Source organism: Roseburia sp. AF15-21, assembly GCF_003479505.1.
In the GTDB taxonomy this organism is placed as follows: domain Bacteria; phylum Bacillota; class Clostridia; order Lachnospirales; family Lachnospiraceae; genus Roseburia_C; species Roseburia_C amylophila.
The window spans coordinates 251,831-272,329 of sequence record NZ_QUHG01000003.1 but is presented as its reverse complement, the minus strand read 5'-3'; the positions used below and the strand labels follow the sequence as shown (position 1 = coordinate 272,329).

Genomic DNA, 20,499 nt, shown 5'->3' with positions numbered 1-20,499 from the left:
AAATTTATACTGTAATGACAAAGGGAGAGTTTTTATGTCTATGCTAAATTTAAAAGAACTGGATTCTATGCATTTAAGCGTTCTAGCTGAAATTGGCAACATCGGTTCCGGTAATGCTGCTACTGCACTGGCAAGTCTCTTAAATACACCGGTAGATATTGAAGTGCCAAATATCTGCCTGATGGATTATGCCAAAGCTGCAGATTATCTTGGTGGGGCAGATAAAACTGCTATTGGTATGACTGTAAATGTAAAAGGCGATATGAATGGTGTTATGCTTCAGATTGTGGAGAAAGAATTTACCAGCCGGCTTATCAACACCTTTTATGAAAAACATGTCGATTCCATTGATTCACTGAATGATATGGATTTATCCGTATTGCGCGAAATGGCAAACATCACAACTGCTGCTTATGTAAATTCTATTGCAAAAATGACAAATACCTTTATTGATATTGAACCACCGCAGAACCATCTTGGTACCATTGGTGAAATTCTGGCTGTCCCGGAAAAAGAATTTACAAGACTGGATTATCAGGTTCTCTTTATTGATGAACGGTTAAGTTTTGCCCATACCCAGATTAAAAGTGCCATGATTCTGATTCTTGAAATAGACTCTATGAAAGTGCTTTTTGAAGGACTTGGTATCGATTTATAACATTGTAAAAGACAAAAAAGGACGTTCCCGTCTGGAATAATTTCCATTCAGGAACGTTCTTTTTCTCTACTCTTCTTCTTTGTCCTCATCTGCAATTGCCGCTGCGGCCCCGGATACTGCGGCTACTACCGCTATTACAGCTACAATTATTACAAATAAGATTAAAATTCCAAGGAAAATCAGAAGTCCACCCTCTGTCATCTTATTACCTCCTCCTTGTGCCAGATATCTATAGTATACTACGATTCTGTATTATCGTCTATAAATTCTATCATATGACGAATATCCTGCATCTCGCAGTCCATTTCTGTAATTACATCTGCAACATGCTTTAATTTATCTGCTATTTCTTCTGAATTATTAATATGTTTCTTATAGCGAAGCTTGTGCTCAAGACTCGCCCAGAAATCCATGGCAATGGTCCGGAGCTGCACCTCCACTTTCATATGGCGCTTCTCGTTCGATAAAAATATCGGCACATCTACAATCAGATGCAGACTACGGTATCCGTTATCCTTCGGATGTGCAATATAATCTTTCTTCTCTACCAGAATGATATCATCCTGCTGCAGCAGCAAATCTGCCATAGTATAAATATCTTCCTGAAAAGAACAGATGACACGCACTCCCGCAATATCAAACATATTCTCCTCAATTGCTTTCATGGAAAATCCAATATTCTTCCGTTTGATTTTTTCAATAATACTTGCCGGTTTCTTCAGTCTTGTTTTTATGGACTCAATCGGATTCCTGTTATATTGTGTGGAAAACTGCTCATTTAATACCTTAAACTTTGTTTCCACTTCCATCATGGCACACCGGTAATACATCATCAAATCCCCAAAGGGTTTCATCTCACTTAAAAAATCCTCCGGATGTGCCTCGTCTTTTATTCTGCTAAAATCTAATGGATTCATCTTTTACTTTCCTCATAAGTTTATTTTTCTTACTTTTCTATCATATCAGAAAATACCCGAAACAACTATTAATTTTTTCTAAAGTTATCGCAGCGCTTACCAAAGTCTGGCAGAAAAGAAGTTCGCTCAAACAAACCTGGCTCCTTCTTTTCTGCTAGATTTTTTCTCGCTACTTGCGTAACAAAGAATGTGCCTTGGCACATTCTCGCGCCTGCGGCGGTCGCTTGCGACATCTACCTTATACGCCGCAGTGTGCATCCTCGCGGAGCGTTTTTTACTTTACAGGAAAGCAATTTCCTGTAAAGTAAAAAAACAGCAGTGTCCATGTTTTCTTCAACATATTTAAGACACTGCTGTTTTATCTGCCTTATCGGTAGCTTTGCTTTATAGATGACTAAGGGTTACATTTTGTTATCCGTTTTTAGTTTTTCTGCCCTAAAGTTACGGTTACCGTCTGTTCCTGATACTGTCCATCTGTCTGACGTTCAAATACAACTTCTACAGAATCACCTGCTGCACAATACTTAATCGCATCATTTAATTCTGTTGTAGATGAAACCTTGCTTCCATCAAAGGATGTGATAATATCTCCTGCCTGTAAGCCTGCCTGCTCTGCCGGTGAACCTTCCTTTACCTGATAGAGATATATTCCTTCCGGCATATTATAGGTCTGTGCAACGGCGGAGGATACATCTACACCTGAGATTCCAAGATATGCGGAACGGGATTCATCCACCTGTTCCCGGTTGATTAATTTTTCAATAATCGGAGACGCTGTATTAATCGGGATAGCATAGCCCATACCTTCTACACTGGTATCAGAATATTTTACAGAACTGATACCGATTACTTCACCCTTGGCATTCAGTAATGCGCCACCACTATTACCAGGGTTAATAGCCGCATCAGTCTGTATCAGTTCATTGGTGGTGGTAGAACCGTCATCATTTTCTACGGACACCTCTCGGTTCAATGCACTGATAACACCGGTTGTAACAGACTGCCCATAACCTAACGCATTTCCGATTGCGACTGCTGCCTGACCTACACTTAAGTCATCAGAATTGCCAAGGGTTGCAACCTTAATGGTACTTAAGGTGTCTGCGCTGATATCGGAAATCGGAACTGCAACGACTGCTAAGTCACTTCCTGCATCTGTTCCTTTTACTTCTGCGGCTACTGTGCTGTCATCTGAGAACTGCACGGTAATACTTTGGGCACCGGATACCACATGATTATTCGTTGCTACATAGATGTACTGGTCATCCTGGCTTACTATGATTCCGGAACCACAGCTTTCCTGTGGCTGTGATGCAGTATATCCATACCAGGTGCTTACCTGTTTTTCACTCATATTCGTAATTGCAACAATAGATGGCATTACATTATCTGCAATATCTGAGACATCCGTCAAATCGGTTACTGCTTTGGATGAAGTATTTGCTGCCTTAACGGTATCTCCGCTGCTGCTCTTATTCAGGGAAGCCTCTGTCTTAGCAGATTCAGAGTTGCTCCACTTCGTTCCAAGCAGCTGATTTGTTCCCGCAAATACGCTTCCTGAAATCAATCCAAAGACTAATGCAATAGCTGCACATTTTGCAAGTTTTACACCAAATCCGCCTTTACCATGTTCTTTCTTTACTTTTTCTTTCCGTTTTTTCTTCTGCTGATTCTGTCCATATGGCTGTGTTCCCTGACTATAATAGGCATTTCCCTGTCCATACTGGGTCTGACCATTTGGCTGGCTGTTTGTCTGATAATTTGGATTATAGCTCTGTGAAGCTGTTCCATTCACCTGACCGCTCCAGGATGTATTCGTTCCATCTCCTGTAGGCTGATTTGTCGGATTATATGAATAAGAAGAGCCGGAGTTATAATTATTATTGTTGTAGTTGTTATTAAAATTGTTATCCATAAAGATTACTCCTTTCATCTCTTTGTCTCTTTCTGATTATGATAATAGCCGCAAATTGTGTCAGTTCTGTGTTTATTTATTGAGAAAAATATGTTTCTTTTATGTTTAATTTGTAAAAAGCTCTGCAAAAGAGGATATATTTTACATTAGAATTTTTTCTATAAAAAAGGACATTTTATTTTCACACCGAAATACCACCGTTCTTAATATTTCGTTTTGCTTTTTGCTATAAAAACAGTCTTTCCAATGTTTGACATAGATAGCTCCACCGTTCGTCGAAGTACGGATGCCTGATAAGGACTGTTAGGGGCACTTAGGATTTCGTCTGGCACCCGGCAACGCTGGCACAGGACGTGCCAGCGAGGCGCATCTGAACATGGATGTGAATATGCGCCGGTTGCCAGATGAATTAAACTTTATCCGAAATCCTTAGTGCCCCTTGCAGGCATTATGTGGCATCCGTATTCAACGGACGGTGGAGCTATCTTAAGTCAAAGCAACGGAAAGACAGTTTACAAGCAAGCAAAACGAAATTTTAGAACGGCTGGCATTTTAGTGTGCACAAAATAAAATGTCCTTTCATAGAAATAGAATTCTAAGTAAAACCGCATCTTCTTTTCCAATTGCTCTATAAATTACTCAACCGTAACAGATTTAGCAAGATTTCTTGGTTTATCCACATCACAGCCCTTTCCAACTGCTACATAGTAGCTGAACAGCTGTAATGGAATAATTGCCAGTGAATTGGCAAAATATGCATTGGTCTGTGGAATATAAATGACATAATCTGCTGTCTTTTCAATCTCTGTATTGCCTTCATTGGTGACTGCCATGACAAATGCGCCTCTGGTCTTCACTTCTACAATATTGCTGATGGTCTTTTTCAGCAGTGCATCCTGTGTTGCCACTGCAACGACCGGTGTACCATCTTCAATCAGGGAAATGGTTCCATGCTTTAACTCACCTGCTGCATATGCCTCAGAATGAATATAGGAAATCTCTTTTAATTTTAAAGAGCCTTCCATGGAAATCGCATAATCAATTCCTCTTCCGATAAAGAAAATATCCTTAGCTGCAATGAAACGGTTGGCAAATTTCTGGATCTTCTCTTTATGGCTCAGTAACATTTCTACCTGATCCGGCAGCTTCTTAAGGTCACGAAGCATTTCTCCTACTTCTGCTTCCGTAACTTTACCACGAACCTGTGCAAATTTAATTGCCAGAAGATATTGTGCCACAAGCTGTGCACTGTATGCCTTTGTAGTTGCAACTGCAATTTCCGGTCCAGCCCAGGTATACATTACTTTATCTGCCTCTCTTGCAATGGAGCTTCCAACTACGTTTACAATACCAAGGGTCTTAACACCACGCTCTTTTGCCATACGGAGTGCCGCCAGGGAATCTGCTGTCTCTCCGGACTGGCTGATAATAATGACAAGGGCTCCATCCTCTAAAATCGGATTCCGGTAGCGGAACTCGGATGCCACATCTACATCTACCGGAATTCTTGCCATTCCTTCGAAAATATACTTACTGGTAAATCCGGTATGATAAGCAGAACCGCAGGCAACAATGTGAATTCTGCTGATATTTCTGATTTCTTCGTCACTCATTCCAAGCTCATCGATGACAATTCTGCCATCCTTGATACGTGGACTGATGGTATCTCTTATGGTCTTTGGCTGTTCATTCATTTCTTTTAACATGAAATGCTCATAGCCGCCTTTTTCTGCTGCATGAATATCCCACTCGATATGTTTGCATTCTTTTTCGATAGATTCCCCGTCTACATTAAAGAATTCTATTTTTTCCTCGGAGAGGCGGGCAATTTCTTCATTTTCAATAAAATATACATCTCTGGTATATTTTAAAATTGCCGGGACATCGGATGCAATCAGATTCTCCCCCTCACCTCTTCCTACAATCAGAGGACTGTCCTTACGGACTGCATAGATAACATCAGGATTCTCTGCAAAGATAATTCCCAGTGCATAAGAACCTTCCACACGATGCATGACCTTGGTAATGGTTTCCAATGGATTCCCGGTATAGTAATAATCCAGCAGCTGGGCCACAACCTCAGTGTCCGTGTCTGACCGAAACTTATAGCCTTTTTCTGATAACTTTTTCTTTAATTTCATATAGTTTTCAATGATACCATTGTGTACCACAGCAATCGTACCGGCTTCATTGAAATGTGGATGCGCATTGATATCACTCGGTGCACCATGGGTTGCCCAGCGTGTGTGACCGATTCCAACCGTTCCCGGCAAGGTAGCACCCTCATGGGTCAGCTCAGATAATACCTTTAATCTTCCGGTCGCCTTAGCCATGTTAATCTTCTTCCCATCAAAGATTGCCATACCTGCCGAATCATAACCACGATACTCCAGTTTTGAAAGTCCATCCAACAAAATTGGTGCAGCCTGTTTCTTCCCTATATATCCAACAATTCCGCACATAATTCTTCCTCCTGCTTTTCTTTTACATTCTATTCCAATTGCTGTTGTTTCATCCTGTCTTTTATAGAACTGTCTTTATAGTCCTTTTGACATTATATAAGATAAACCAAGGATTATCCAGTCCTTTTTTGAAATCTATATCAGCGCATGAACATAATAAAAACTTGCTGCAGATATCAATATGAAAAACATATAAATTCCACCGTATAACATACGATTTACTTTTTGTGGTATCTTTTCAAGTACCAAAGTCAGTCCTGTCGTGACAAAATAAAGAAACGGAATCAGCATCGGCATCAGATACCGCCCCTGTGGCTGATAGTCACTATAAAAAGAATAATAAATACTCAATCCGCATGGAATTACCATGCATATCAGAAATGTGATATGCAGCAGTCTGTCTGACGAAAATATTTTTCTTTTCCACCCGCCTGCCAGATAGCCAATGATTCCAGCAAGAAAAAGTATTCCAATCCCCAGATAGCCCCTGCCCATCAGACTCCAGTCGCAGGTCCTTAATATTCCAATAAAGCTGATCAGTGATGTTCTCAGCCAGCCGGAAGTAAATAACATCTGGTACCATGACCAACCCTGATGATATGGCGTCGGCCGTTCTGACGGACGGAATCCCGGCTGTGCATACATTTCCCCATATTTATCCGTTGTTCGAAGTCCAAGGAAATCACCATCATATAATATTGCACTCCGGATAAACCACCAGCCAGCTAAAAGTATTGCTACAATAGCAATTACTGCTGCCATCCTGAACATCCGATGCATGTCAGTTCTTTTTCCTTCACCTTCTATTTGCCTTTCCTTCCAGTAGGAAATAAAGAAAAACGGTATACTCATCAAAAGATAACCGTAGGCATTATAATAAGATAATGCACATAACCCTATTCCAGTTCCTAATAGGATACAGCTTTTCCAGTCCCAGTGTCTGTCCCTGCCCCTAAGCCAGGCATAAATAATCCATGCAATTGTAAATAATGCAAAGGAATCATTATTCAGATAACTTCCAAGATACATTACCTGGGGCAGCAGGGTTCCAGACATTACGAACAAAAATCTGCTTCTATTGGTTTGAAATAAGTACTCTCCTATCTGAAACATCAAATATGCCATTCCGGTTATGGAAAGTACACTGGTGAATCTGACTGCCACATACAGCCAATACGCATTTGTGGTAAATAAAAAAGCTATTTTCAAAAAAACTCCGCTTATCATATATGACAGAATCGGAGTAAATCCATATGATATTCCCCAGATTGGATTTCTTAGCGCCGGGTCCGTTCCATCAGGAAGCTTTCCATGGGACGCTATATAATTACAGATATCATATTTCATTGCTTCATCCGGCCCGCTTCCGGAAGTAGTTGCCATACTCCAAATTGTCAATGCCAGAAATAAACATATTAAATACCCTCTTTTCAGAGTCTGATTTGTCTTTTCCATTCTCATTTCCTTTTCATTATTAATTTCTTCTTCATGATGAATCGTTGGTATTATACTCCTGAAAACTTATCCAGACAACTAAGAGTTCTCTTACTATTTTCTTAAGACTTTCTTTACCCTATTGATTTTACAAAAACATACGTTATCATAATAAAGAATCAAGAAGTAATAGTTTATGAAAGGAGCCAATGTTATGAAACTATCCATTGTAATACCAGTGTATTTTAACCATGATAACCTTCTTCCACTTTACAATGATCTGCGGGAAAAGGTTTTATGTAAACTAGATTGTGACTATGAAATTCTCATGGTTGATGATGGTTCCAAAGATAAATCCTATGATGTCATCTGCGAGCTTGCCCGCCTGGATACACATATTATCCCATTAAAATTATCCCGTAATTTTGGTGAACATGCTGCCATTCTTGCAGGACTCTCCCGCTGCAGTGGCGATTGTGCTGTCCGCAAAGCTGCAGACTTACAGGAACCATCCGAATTAATCTTAAGTATGTTAGAAAAATACAGGGATGGTAATAAGGTAGTACTTGCTACCCGTGCTGACCGTGAGGAACCTCTTACACAGAAAGCTGTTTCTTCCCTTTATGCCTATATTATGAAGGAGGTTGCACTTCCCACCATGCCCAAAGGTGGATTTGACAGTTTTCTGATTGACCGCCAAATCATTGACCTGCTGGTCGCAATGAAGGAAAAAAATACCTCTCTTATGGGACAGGTCCTGTGGAGTGGCTTTCAGACTGCAACTGTTCCTTATATCCGGAAAAAAAGAACCATCGGACATTCCCGATGGACTCTTCACAAAAAAATAAAACTTGCCACGGATTCCCTGATAGGATTCTCCAGCTTTCCGATTACCATGGTCACTGCAGCCGGTGCCGGAGTATTTCTCTTTGCACTCATTCTGTTCTTTATTACAATTTACCGGAAAATGACCGGAATTATAACTGCAGAAGGCTATACCTCATTATTAATCGTACTTTTAATGGGTATGGGAATTATTATGCTTTCCATCGGTATTATTGGTTCCTACATCTGGCGTATTTATGATGCCACCAGAAACCGTCCACCATTCATTATTGATGAACCGATGACACCAAAGACCTCCATGGCAGACACACAAACTGCCTTACCTAAAACTGAAAATAAATAAACGGACTGCCCTTCACATAAGCCAGACCAAGGATAAGGCCTATCTCAACAAAGAAAATCACAAGAGACCAGAAATGATTTAAATCCATAACCGGATAAAAACCATTGACGGTCTTTTCTTTTTTCTTTGCTGCCCTAAGATATGCAGCCACTGTTGCAATGCAAAGAATAATAATTGCTGCAATGGCAAAGCTGTACGGATGTGTAATGCCCGCCTGGAAGCCAAATAACTGTTTTAATACCAGCCATGCCTTCGGCACATTTTCTGCCCGGAAGAATATCCAGCAGATGCAGACAAAAATGTCCGTTCCGAGGATGGATAAGGTATCCACCAGAACATTTTTCTTTCTCTCCTGCCCTTTCTGATACCCAGCCAGTTTCCGGAAGCCCTTATGGATACAAAGAGCCAGTCCATGGAGACCACCCCACAATACAAAGCTCCATTCTGCACCGTGCCAGAGTCCCCCTAAAAGCATCGTTATCATCAGATTTACATAAGTACGAATACGTCCCTTGCGGTTACCACCCAGCGGAATATAAAGATACTGCATCAGCCAGCTTGAAAGGCTGATATGCCACCGTTTCCAGAACTCACTGACATTATGGGATATATATGGAAGGTTAAAGTTCACCGGTAATTCATAGCCCATACATTTTGCACAGCCGATTGCCATATCCGAATAACCGGAAAAATCCATATAAATCTGAATGGCATAGGCTGCTACTGCCAGTGCAACCGTTCCGGAACCAAATATCTGCGGACTGCGATATACTTCATCCACAAATACAGAAATATTGTCCGCCAGTACCACTTTTTTAAACATACCAAATACAAATATCTGTATTCCACTTTCCAGTCCCGCAAGTGTAACCTTCCGGTTCTCCTTAAGCTGTGGCAGAAACTCCGATGCTTTTACAATCGGTCCCGCTACAAGCTGTGGAAAAAAACTTAAGTACAACGCAAACTGCAAAAAGCTTTTTTCTTTTTCTATCTTCCCGGTATAGACATCAATGGTATAGCTCAATGCCTGAAAGGTATAAAAGGAAATTCCTACCGGAAGAATCAGATTCAGTACTCCCGGTATCAGATGAAACACATCACAAAAGGAAGTCACAAAGAAATCATAATATTTAAAAATTCCAAGGACCGCCAAAGGCGTGCCTACTCCAATCAGAAGAGAAATCCGGCTCTGCCGCAGATGCTTTTCATCTTTTTTTACCGCGGTAAAAAAGGAAATCCATGTAATTCCCATTAAAAGCAGGCAAAGCCGCATATTCCACCAGCCATAAAAAACATAACTGGCTATCAGAAGGATTCCCTGGCATATGATGCGGCGCTTTATTTCCGCCAAAGGCAGCACCCTCTGTACAAGAAGTAAAAGAAGAAGCACTACAAGAAAAAACAGTAAAAAGCTTACACTTGCAAAACTCATCTCTGCTCCTCCTCTCCGATTGCATCATAAATGCACTGTGCCAGAAGCTCATGTCCATATGCATTAAGATGCCCATAGCCAACTGTTGTATTATCAAATCCACTGGCTACGATATGCTCTTTCACATAGGCTTCCTCTACGGAATCTGTCATATCCGCAAAAATAATATTATATTTTCCACATAATTCTGCAAAAGTATCTCTGGTGTCCACACTTGCAGAGCATTCATAACTACCATCCTCTGTCAATGTCATATCCGGAATATAATAAATCACTGCCTGAACATCGGCTTCTTCCGCCGTCCTGCTGATATAAGAAAGCAGTTCCTCCGTGGCCGCATAGGTGTCATCACCAAATACATCATATCCGGCATTTTCCGTAATTGTTACATCTGCTTCTCCATTGTTCTGGCTCTGCAGATTCTTATACTGCTGATACAATAGCTTGATATAAGGATTCTTTTCTAATACTTCCAGTGCCGGTATTCCGCTTCCCGCTGTCAGCTCCGGCATTTCATGATTTAATGCCTGAGCAGCTTCTACCGGATTCATTGCCAGTGTTCCGGTCTCTAACGCAACATATTCAGCAGGCTGATAAACCTTAAGAGCATTTTCCAAATTACTGATATTACGGTAAATGGTATGGGCTGACATTCCCACATTGTATACATAGCGGCTGCTTCCATCTTCGTCGTATTTCTCATTTAGCAAATAAGATGCACAATCATCCTCGTTGACATACAGTCCTTCCGTCTGGGAAGAACCCATCATTAAAATAGCAGTCTTTCTTCCCTCAGAAGGATAACTGTTGTTATAACCATTGTTATCGGTAGTTCCCATGGCAAAACCTTCCGTTCCTCTCGCCCAGAACGTATCTGCCTGTCTTACATAGCTGGTCACTCCATTTCCACATGGTTCATGTACCGGAGGGTTGTAATAAAATACGCAAAAAAGCGCCAGAATTGCAAATGCTGTAATTCCGGCTCCTATCACCTTTCCGATAAAGCAGAATATTGTTTTTCCTGTTGTATTCCCTTTTTCCGATGTTCTTCCCGCCATGGAGAACCTCCTGTCATGATATAAGAAACAACTTTTCTGAATTCATTTTCCGTCTCTTTTTCGTCTCTTCCTTATTTCCTGCGAAAGAAAAGCTGTCCTATTCCAGACAGCTTTTCCTATGAATATTTTTATTTATCTTTCTTTACTGTGTCTGGGTATCCGCCTCTGTGTCCTCTGCCGTAAACGGATTTGTATCTCTTACTGTATCCGAAGCAGTCTTTCCAGTCTCATTGATTACGGATTTACTGATATTCTTTACGGTCTGTGTTGTCTCATAATCTTCTACATCAAATAAATACTGATGCAGTAAATTTACATTGGTTTCCAGATCTGTAGGAACTACTACATCGCCAAGCTTTCCTCCCATACGCTCTGTGGTAAGCTGGAATGGCCAGCCCTGTGTATCTGCCAGCTCGTAGTCTTTGATGCCTGCTGCCAGTCCCAATATTTCAGAACTGCTAAGACTTGTGGAAATATCCGGGAATAATTTATCAATCACCTTATTTAATGTAGGAAGACTGGCTGCTTTTGCCTTCTCGACTATTTTACTGATAACGGTTCTCTGACGCTCGGTACGGCCGTAGTCATCACCACCGCTGTAACGGTCACGGCAATAAGCCAATGCCTGGATTCCGTTCACTGTCTGTAGTCCAGGTCCGGAAACTGCTGTTCCATTGGTTCCCATTACCTCATTCATCTCATTGATATATATTTTCATGGTTTCTGCTTCTTTGGAACTAATATCAAGTTCAATTCCACCCAGTGCATCTACCACTTCCATAACTGCATTAAAGTCCACAGCTACATACTCTTTAATATCCAGATCAAGATTCTTATTCAATGCTGCAACTGCACCGGTCGGACCGCCTTTTGCATATGCTGCATTGAGTTTTCTTAAATTGTCATCATCATCTACTGCCAGGAAGGAATCACGGTAAACCGATATCAGTCTTACTTCCTTCGTATCATTATTAATACTTGCAATCATGATACAGTCACTGTTTCCGGACTCATATTTGCCGGTACTGCGGTTATCAATACCAAATAATGCAATGTTCGTATAACCATCTAACAATTCCTGGGTTTTGGCATCAATATTAATATTCAGCTTATCTTCATCCAAATCACCGGTATTATTGAGTTTGTTTAATTTAATAATTACAAATAATGCTGCCAGAAGAATTAAGATAACCAGTACCTTCCACTATAAAAAGAATCAATTTTCTCTTTCTTCTCTGGCGTCTGGTCATTTTCTTTCTTTTACGGTTTCTATTATTACTACTTGTACTCATAAGTCATCTCCATTATCTTATTTTCCTAATGTTAAACAGTTTCTATTCATTTTTTCAAAACAATTGAAACTAATATATAACAAAACACTTTTTGTGTCAATATTATCCATGATAGCTTAATATCCTTTTTAGAAAAATTAAGCGATTCTTAATCATTACACCCACGCTGTTATGGGAAAAATCGGATACATTTTTTTCATGCCTCCGGTAAAGAATCAATGGTTCCTTTAAAAATACCGTGCGGTGATATTTCAAATCACATTTCACACCAATCCACTGATCATGCATGGTAACATCCTTCGGAATCGGAAGTACTGCATCCAATACCTCTTTCCGAAATGCCATGCAGCAGCCCATATAGGTATTCTTAATAATATTTTTAATCGCACCTCTTCCACTGTGGCGGTAAACAAAAAAGGACGGCATCAGTGTCTCTTTGCATGCAGCATCTGTCACTCTGGCATCATGAACCACAACCATGGCTTTCTTCCTCTGGAATACTTCCATGACTCTCTCTACTTTATCCGGCATCCAGACATCATCCTGGTCTGCAAGAAAAATATAATCGCCCCGGCACGCCCTAAGTCCTGCTTCCACATTGGCAATAACGCCTTCACCCGGTCCTTCCATAACACGGATTCTTGCATCCTGTTCCTGATAGGACTTAAGGATTTCCCTCGTAGTATCCAGTGAACCATCATCCGATACCACCAGTTCATCACCCAGTCCGATATTTTTAAGTATGCTGTCTATCTGTTCTCTGATATAGGTTTCTCCGTTATAGGTTACTACTAAGACCGATATCATTCTCTCTCTTCCTCTCCTGTAAGAAACAGTGTTTCATACTGCTGTACAATTGCTTCCCAGCTATACCATTTCTTCATTCTGTCCTTCGCTTTCCGGCCAAGCTCCTCCCGCTCTGCTTCATCCATAGTATCCGCCTTCTGAATCAGTGTGGCAAGATTTCCGTTTTCCTTATTCCAGTACAGTGCGGCATCTTCTCCCACTTCTTTATTAAAGCCCACATCTAAAAGCAGGTTCAGTTTTGTGGTGCTGAGTGCCTCAAGAAGGGATGGATTGGTTCCTCCCACCTCATGTCCATGGAAATATCCATAAGCAAAGTAGCGGATTTCTGCCAGCAATGCAGCATCATACACGGTTCCTGCAAATTTAATCCGCTTATCATTTAAAAAGCCGGTTTTTTCTTTTAAGCTTTCATAAAAAGCATTTTCTTCCACATTTGTAATAATTACAAGATCTTTTGTGGAATCAGATGCCATAAATTCCCGAATCATTGTCTCGTAATTATTTTCCGGAACAAATCTCCCGACGATAAGATAATAATTTTCTTTTCTGATATCAAACTTCTGATACCATGCCAGCAAATCCTCTGTTGGTTCACCTGCTTTATAAGATAGTGTTCCATATGCGATAAATGTGGTCTTCGGCTGATATTTATGATATTCATCCCTGATATACTGTTCAATATTCTTTGAATCACAGACTAATAAATCTGCATGCTTTACCATTCCCTTTTCCGAATATTTCCAGTATTTACGAATCCATTTATTCCATTTTGCCCGCATAAATTCATGTCCATCCGGGTTTACATAAAGTGTACCAGACAACCGGTGCAGCTGCCTTTTAAAGTGCCCCACAAATGGTCCTATTCTGCATGCCAGCACATAGACAACGGCATCCTCTATCTTTTCTTTTTTAATTTTCTGAATGCAGTAACGAAATGCTGCCAAATCATAATACACGGCTCTCGCTGGTCCGATATCCGGCACCTTCACCCGGAAGCATTTCGCATTATGATAAGTAAATTCTTCATTATGGTCGGACATACACGCCACATGGTACTGAATTTCTTCACTGACTGCCTGTCCGGTCAGATTCTCTACAAATGTCTCGAACCCGCCGTAAGCCGCCGGAATTCCTTTACTGCCTATAATAAATACATGTTTCATTTTCTATTCCTTATAAACTGCTGTAAGTTTTGCATCCAGCATAATCTGATATCCCGCTTTTTTCAGACGTCCGGCAAAATCTATTGCCCGCTCTAACGGTTCTTTATCCAGCGCAATTCCGCCAGCCTTAAGATATGCTTCTTTCTTTATGATACACTGTTCCAGCGGAACGGCGCTGACATTCTGCGGAAGCACTGCCCGGTTGAAATATCCCTTGAAGCAGACCGGAAGTTTTTCAAAAAGATATCCCATCTTTCCATCCGGTAATACGCCAATGCCTGCCGAAACTAACTTCCGGTGTTTTTTAAACCGGACACCTGTCAGTCCCACTTTATTTAAACAGGCATATTGTGCCAGTTCTTTTCGTTCTCTCTCCCCAAGCAATCTGGTGCGACGGCTGTCATAAATGAAAAGATATTCCCTTGTGCTGTTTTCTACCAGTTCATTTAAAGCATCTTTTTCCTTTATTTCCGCAAGATTAATAAGCTCCGGCTCCGGAACTTCCTGTTCATAAATCACTTCATAAGAATTATGCCCCTGGGCTTCTTTAATCTCTGCCGGGATTTTCCGCCTCTGCACGTAAGCTTCCAATGCCCGCTTTCCCGCATCATAGGCATAATCCTTGGACAGGGAACTGCCTGCCGTGGAACCACTGTGTATTCTCCAATGATAAAGAATCTTTCGAATATGATAAATGGCATCCGTCTGCTCCGTCAGGCGGAGCACCAGTTCATAGTCCTGGGCACCATCATAGCAGGGATTGAAATCCCCCACCTTCTCTAACATGGTCTTCTTTACCACCAGAAAATGGCAGATATAATTATAATGCATCAGTAATTCTGGATTATAATCCGTCTTAAAATGTGGCCGGCTGTGTATCCCGGATTCTGCATCAATTTTATCTTCATCGGAATAAATCACCTGTGCATCCGGATGGGCATTTAACATCCGCACCACTTCATAAAGGGCATTGGCAGCCAGCACATCATCATGGTCCAATAATCCGATATATTCACCCATTGCCATCGCAACTGCCTCATTGGTATTCTCTGAAATCCCACCATTTTCCAACAGTCTGCGGTAACGTATTCTTGCATCCTCTTTATAATTTTCTGCAAGAAAACGTTCGATTTTATCGGTAGGGCTTCCATCTGCAAGACACAGTTCCCAGTTTTCATAGGACTGTCCCAGCATGCCCTCTATCAGTTCCCGTAAGAAGCATTCCGGTGTCTCATATAATGGTACTACAACAGAAACCAGCGGCATATGTTCAAACAACGTATTCCGCTGCACCTTCCATTCTTCTTTTGTCACCATATAATTCTGCCAGTTTTTCGTATATTCATGGTCTATGGGCTCATATTTTGTTTCCATTACTTTAATCGCCAGTCCCCGGAGTCCATGCTTGCGTATCATTCCAACTGCATATGCAGCCTTTTTCGTTAATCCCATTGCTTACTTCGATCCTTTTCCTGTTATAACAACCTGAATGGTCTTAAACAAGATTTTAATATCCAATGCCAGTGACCAGTTTGTAATATAGTAGGTATCCAGCTGTACCACTTCTTCAAAATCCGTAATGTTGCTTCTTCCACTGACCTGCCACATTCCGGTAAGTCCCGGCTTAATTCCGAGTCTTGCCCGGTGCCTTGCCTCATATCCGGCAAATTCTTCCTCCGTCGGCGGTCTTGTGCCTACCAGACTCATATCCCCTTTTAAAATATTCCAGAACTGTGGCAGTTCATCAATGGAAAACTTCCGCATGAACCTGCCAACCGGAAATACTCTCGGATCATCTTCCATCTTAAACATCAGCCCTGACATCTCATTCTGCCCCATCAACTCTTTTTTCTGTTCTTCTGCATTTACATTCATGGAACGGAATTTATAAAAGCGGAATTTCCTGCCATTTTTCCCCACACGAATCTGAGAAAAGAAAATCGGTCCCGGTGACTGCTTCTTAATAATCGGTGCAAAAATAATGGTAGCAATACCGGCAATCACCAATCCCACAAAACCGCCTACAATGTCCATCAGACGTTTAAAAAACAACTGACGTGGTGTTGCAATACACATACTGGAAGTTAAAACCATATAATTTCCGCACTGCTCGATTACTTTATTCGGCATCAGCTTGGAAGCATGTACCAGATTAAAATGCACCGTAACGCCCATTTCCAGCAGATCATCTGCCAGTGCCTGGCTGCTGGCTATCGTATTGCCATTGATAAATACTTCATCTACCACATTATTTTTTACATATTCAAAGAAATCATCTGCATTTGCTACCACCGGAATGCCCCGGATAATTTCTCCCTTACGCATTGCATCCACTACAACAACTCCGTGCACGGCAAATTCCCGATATGGCAGATTTTCAAATTCCTTAAGACAGCTCTCCACCAGTTCATCTGTCGTTACCACTATCATGGCAGACAGATTTCTATCATTCATCATCTTTTTCTTAATAAAATTCTTAAGTCCGGAACGACCGACAAATTCAAAAATCATAGACAGTCCCCAGAACATCAGGAAAATCTGTCTGGAAAAGTCAGACTGTCTGGTCCAGTATCCATATACCATCATTCCAGCAACAATGATTGTTGTATGAATAACAACATGCTTAAATTCCTGCGTATTCTTTCTCCGCAGAATGCTCTTATAGGATTCGCCGAAAAATACCACGCAGATATCAATCAAAATAAGGACTACCGCTAATCGCTGATATTCCTCATTTAAAAACTCATTTTTTCTTCCAAAACGCATAAAATAGGATAAGGCATATGCAAGTTCCAGACAGATAATATCCAGAATCGTAAAGTCAAGATGCTTCATCCAGCTTTTTCGTTCTTTTTTATACATAATCTATTCCCTCTTATGCAATACAAGCCATCTTTTTAGGAATATTATACCAGTCCTACCCTGTCAGGTACAACCGAATTCTTTCTTAATTTTCTGTGAAAAAAGTATGTTCTTCTTCTGTCAAATGCTGTTTCTGTGAATATACAGCCAGCTTTCCGAATAGTCTTTCCGTTCTTTCTCACTCATCTTCCCATATTTCTCATACGGAATCTTTGCCAGAACCATCTTTTCATTTCCACATTTAAAACATTCCACTTCATTTCTTCTTGAAACCGTCCGTATCCAGCCACATTTCGGACAAATATAAACTTTCATCATGTGTAACTCTACCTCCCTGTTACTTGTTTTTCTCTATACTCAGTTACAAAGTTACCACTTTCTTACAAATTCTGCAATGCCTTAGTGCTTTTGTCCCAGGGAATAATCTGTCCGGTAACGGGTCAGTCCGGGATGATAATAGGGATCTCCCTGCTTTAAAATATCAATCCAGCGGGTTCTCATATATTCAATCTCTTCCTGAAAACGGCGTACTTTCTCCTCTGTATCCTCCTGTCCTCTGGACTTTGATTCATAATGGTACGCTTCTACGGATGGTTCATATATAATAAGATAACCCTTCTTCCGGATTTTAAGACACAAATCCACATCATTAAATGCTACTGATAAAGCTTCGCAGAATCCGTCCACCTCACGGAACACCTTTGCCGGCACCATAAGAAATGCTGCTGTTGCTGCACTTAAATTCTGCCGCAGGCTGGCTCTATACATATACCCACTATCGCTGCGTACCTGTCCTACACACATATTGGCTGCAATTCCTCTGGCATGTCCACCGATGCCTATGACAATTCCGGCATGCTGTATCGTATCATCCGGGTAATAAAGCTTTGCTCCCACTGCTCCGGTATTTTCTTTTCCGCACAGGGTAAGCATCCGTTCCATGTAATCCTTTGTTATAATCTCAATATCATTATTTAAGAATAAAAGATATTCTCCTTTTGCATAGGATGCTCCATAGTTATTAATGGCTGAATAATTAAAAGTACCCGGTATTTCAGGTTTCCATTCTACCACGCGGATATCCGGATACTGCATCTGCAGCTCTTTATAATAATCAAAGATTTCTTCGCTTTTACTGTTATTTTCTATAATGATAATCTCATAATTCCGGTAGCTGCCCTGCCGAATGGATGTGATGCATTTTTCCAAAGAAGCTTTTTCGTCTTTATTCGGTATCAGAATAGATACCAGTGGCTGCTTCTTTTCGTGACTACCCGCTGCCATAGAGGCATGTTCTACTCTCGGTGCATGCTCCGCCTTTGTATGATAAAGCACTTTGGGAATATGGATGATACTATCGGACTGCTTTGCCGCCCGGCAGATCAGTTCTTCTATTGCAGGATTTCCGTCATTTTCTTTCAGTGCCTGCAGGAATACCGTTTTTCTGATGCAGCATAAATGTCTGATATAACAGTAGTTTTCCAGATAATCCGGGCTGAAGTCCGGCTTTAAAAGAGGCTCTGCTGTCTCCGTTGTCTTTGATTCATCCGGACATCTGACATCTTCATCCGTATAAATCAAATCCGGCTTTCCGATTTCTTCCCAGTGAATTCCTGACTGCCTTGTCTCTTTTGGAAAAGCAATGGCATGGGCAAGCTCATAGAAAGCATCCGGTTCTAAGGTGTCACCCGCCTCAATAAGAGCTGCGTATTCCCCGGAAAGTTCTATTTCTTTTCCGGTACAGAGCTTATTGATACAGGTTACATTCCAGTTCGTATAGCTCTGCTGCTCTAACATAGCCAATACATCTTCTCTATTTTCTCCCATATAAACACAACTGATAAGCGGTCGGTAGGACCACTTATCAGATTCTTTTGTCTGTATCTTAAGTTGTGCTTCTGTTACCTTATGGCCTGCTGCATATTCCGCATAGGAAATCTGCTCCGGTTCTCCTTTTTCTTTCAGGCGGATGAAGAATTCCTTTAAACCATAATTTTTTAAATATCGGAAACCTTTTCTGAGGTTATAAAGGCTCAGTTTCATCTTGTCTCCTTTTTTCACTGCTCTAATCTCACTGCGCTAATCTCGTCGTTCTAATCAGGCAGCTTTATTTTCTAAAATTAATCTCTGTCATAAATATCTCTGGTATATACCTTGTCCTGCACATCCTCTAAGTCTGCACTGTTACGGTTGGATACAATAACATCGGACATCTTCTTAAACTCGTCTAAGTCACGGATTACTTTGGAATTATAGAAGCTGTCATCCTTTAAGGTTGGCTCATAAATCACTACTTCAATGCCCTTTGCTTTCAGACGTTTCATAACGCCCTGAATAGAAGACTGGCGGAAGTTATCGGAATTGGTCTTCATGGTCAGACGATAAATACCTACTACAGAAGGATTTCTATCTAAAATCTGCTGTGCAATGAAATCTTTTCTTGTCGTATTGGCCGCAACGATTGCTCCGATAATATTATTTGGAACGTCCGCATAATTTGCCAGTAACTGCTTGGTATCCTTTGGCAGGCAGTATCCGCCATATCCGAAGGACGGATTGTTATAATAGTTACCGATTCGCGGGTCTAAGCCTACGCCTTCGATAATCTGTCTGGTATTTAATCCTCTTACCTCTGCATAGGTATCCAGCTCATTAAAATAGGAAACACGCAGTGCAAGATAAGTATTTGCAAATAATTTGATTGCTTCTGCCTCGGTGAGGTGTGCTAATAATACCGGAATATCCTCTTTGATAGCACCCTGTTTTAATAAGCCCGCGAACTCTTCTGCCTTTGCCCTTAAGCTTTCATCCTCTTTCGGATATCCCACTACGATACGGGATGGATAGAGGTTATCATATAATGCTCTTCCTTCTCTTAAGAATTCCGGAGAGAAGATGATATTTTTGCTGCCAAACTGCGCTCTTACTTTTTCGGTATAGCCAACCGGAACTGTAGATTTGATAACCATAATTGCATCCGGTGCATATTCCATAACCAGCTTGATTACGGCTTCTACGGATGATGTATCAAAGTAATTCTTCTTCTCATCATAGTTGGTCGGAGTGGAAATGATAATAAAATCTGCTCCTTCATATGCTGCCTTTGCATCTGTGGTAGCCCGCAGATTCAATGGTTTCTCTGCTAAATATTCTTCAATCTCCTTATCGACGATTGGAGATTTCTTATAATTAATCAGATCGACCTTCTCTTCAACAATGTCGACTGCCCATACCTCATTATTCTGTGCTAATAAAATGGAATTTGACAATCCCACATAACCGGTTCCTGCTACTGCAATTTTCATGTGTA

The 20,499-nt window shown here is 40.9% G+C and carries 18 protein-coding genes; 2 read left to right on the top strand and 16 right to left on the bottom strand.

Going from position 1 to position 20,499, the window contains the following annotated elements:
• Positions 1–34: 34 nt before the first annotated feature.
• The gene (locus DWW33_RS06450) at positions 35–658 is read left to right on the top strand and encodes a chemotaxis protein CheC (protein ID WP_118639106.1); all 624 of its coding nucleotides are present in this window, start codon (positions 35–37) and stop codon (positions 656–658) included.
• 66 nt (positions 659–724) lie between these two features.
• On the opposite strand, the gene DWW33_RS16135 is transcribed toward DWW33_RS06450, so the two are convergent.
• From DWW33_RS16135 to DWW33_RS06430, 5 genes are all read right to left on the bottom strand, one after another.
• Entirely contained in the window at positions 725–859 is a 135-nt protein-coding gene (locus DWW33_RS16135; RefSeq protein WP_022244432.1) for a hypothetical protein, read from the bottom strand.
• 38 nt (positions 860–897) lie between these two features.
• A complete protein-coding gene (locus tag DWW33_RS06445; protein WP_117840515.1) occupies positions 898–1,575 on the bottom strand; it encodes a GTP pyrophosphokinase in 678 nt (225 codons plus the stop codon).
• Between the two features lie 421 nt (positions 1,576–1,996).
• A complete protein-coding gene (locus DWW33_RS06440) occupies positions 1,997–3,490 on the bottom strand; it encodes a S1C family serine protease (RefSeq protein WP_118639157.1) in 1,494 nt (497 codons plus the stop codon).
• A 635-nt stretch (positions 3,491–4,125) separates the two neighbouring features.
• Complete coding sequence (glmS, locus tag DWW33_RS06435) at positions 4,126–5,952, bottom strand: glutamine--fructose-6-phosphate transaminase (isomerizing) (RefSeq protein WP_117697456.1); 1,827 nt, start codon at positions 5,950–5,952, stop codon at positions 4,126–4,128.
• Positions 5,953–6,087: 135 nt separating this feature from the next.
• On the bottom strand, positions 6,088–7,407 hold the full coding sequence (locus DWW33_RS06430; RefSeq protein WP_117946452.1) for an ArnT family glycosyltransferase: 1,320 nt from the start codon (positions 7,405–7,407) through the stop codon (positions 6,088–6,090).
• 193 nt (positions 7,408–7,600) lie between these two features.
• Between DWW33_RS06430 and DWW33_RS06425 the strand changes: the two genes are divergently transcribed.
• Entirely contained in the window at positions 7,601–8,575 is a 975-nt protein-coding gene (locus DWW33_RS06425) for a glycosyltransferase family 2 protein (protein ID WP_117697452.1), read from the top strand.
• Here the strand turns inward: DWW33_RS06425 and DWW33_RS06420 are convergent.
• The 11 genes from DWW33_RS06420 to DWW33_RS06375 all read right to left on the bottom strand — a co-directional run bounded on the left by DWW33_RS06420 (position 8,556) and on the right by DWW33_RS06375 (position 20,494).
• Positions 8,556–10,007, bottom strand: a complete 1,452-nt coding sequence (locus tag DWW33_RS06420) for an MBOAT family O-acyltransferase (protein WP_118639105.1) — start codon at positions 10,005–10,007, stop codon at positions 8,556–8,558. The two genes, DWW33_RS06425 and DWW33_RS06420, sit on opposite strands and share 20 nt — an antisense overlap.
• Entirely contained in the window at positions 10,004–11,065 is a 1,062-nt protein-coding gene (locus DWW33_RS06415; protein WP_118639104.1) for an SGNH/GDSL hydrolase family protein, read from the bottom strand. The genes DWW33_RS06420 and DWW33_RS06415 overlap by 4 nt, the downstream gene beginning before the upstream one ends.
• A 142-nt stretch (positions 11,066–11,207) precedes the next feature.
• Complete coding sequence (locus DWW33_RS06410; RefSeq protein ID WP_243088564.1) at positions 11,208–12,188, bottom strand: LCP family protein; 981 nt, start codon at positions 12,186–12,188, stop codon at positions 11,208–11,210.
• Positions 12,189–12,216: 28 nt separating this feature from the next.
• Positions 12,217–12,357, bottom strand: a complete 141-nt coding sequence (locus DWW33_RS15940; RefSeq protein WP_243088562.1) for a hypothetical protein — start codon at positions 12,355–12,357, stop codon at positions 12,217–12,219.
• Between the two features lie 102 nt (positions 12,358–12,459).
• The gene (locus tag DWW33_RS06405) at positions 12,460–13,164 is read right to left on the bottom strand and encodes a glycosyltransferase family 2 protein (RefSeq protein ID WP_118639103.1); all 705 of its coding nucleotides are present in this window, start codon (positions 13,162–13,164) and stop codon (positions 12,460–12,462) included.
• Positions 13,161–14,327, bottom strand: coding sequence for a beta 1-4 rhamnosyltransferase Cps2T (cps2T, locus tag DWW33_RS06400; RefSeq protein WP_118639102.1), 1,167 nt, complete (start codon positions 14,325–14,327; stop codon positions 13,161–13,163). The genes DWW33_RS06405 and cps2T overlap by 4 nt, the downstream gene beginning before the upstream one ends.
• A 3-nt stretch (positions 14,328–14,330) precedes the next feature.
• Positions 14,331–15,779: a glycosyltransferase family 2 protein gene (locus DWW33_RS06395; protein ID WP_118639101.1), complete on the bottom strand. Its 1,449-nt coding sequence runs from the start codon at positions 15,777–15,779 to the stop codon at positions 14,331–14,333.
• 3 nt (positions 15,780–15,782) lie between these two features.
• On the bottom strand, positions 15,783–17,189 hold the full coding sequence (locus DWW33_RS06390) for a sugar transferase (RefSeq protein ID WP_118639100.1): 1,407 nt from the start codon (positions 17,187–17,189) through the stop codon (positions 15,783–15,785).
• Positions 17,190–17,309: 120 nt separating this feature from the next.
• Positions 17,310–17,507 carry a hypothetical protein gene (locus tag DWW33_RS06385; RefSeq protein ID WP_022244445.1) on the bottom strand — a complete coding sequence of 66 codons (198 nt, stop codon included), beginning with the start codon at positions 17,505–17,507 and terminating at the stop codon, positions 17,310–17,312.
• A gap of 81 nt (positions 17,508–17,588) precedes the next feature.
• Positions 17,589–19,232 carry a glycosyltransferase family 2 protein gene (locus DWW33_RS06380; RefSeq protein WP_118639099.1) on the bottom strand — a complete coding sequence of 548 codons (1,644 nt, stop codon included), beginning with the start codon at positions 19,230–19,232 and terminating at the stop codon, positions 17,589–17,591.
• Positions 19,233–19,309: 77 nt separating this feature from the next.
• Positions 19,310–20,494, bottom strand: a complete 1,185-nt coding sequence (locus tag DWW33_RS06375; RefSeq protein ID WP_118639098.1) for a nucleotide sugar dehydrogenase — start codon at positions 20,492–20,494, stop codon at positions 19,310–19,312.
• Positions 20,495–20,499 lie beyond the last annotated feature (5 nt).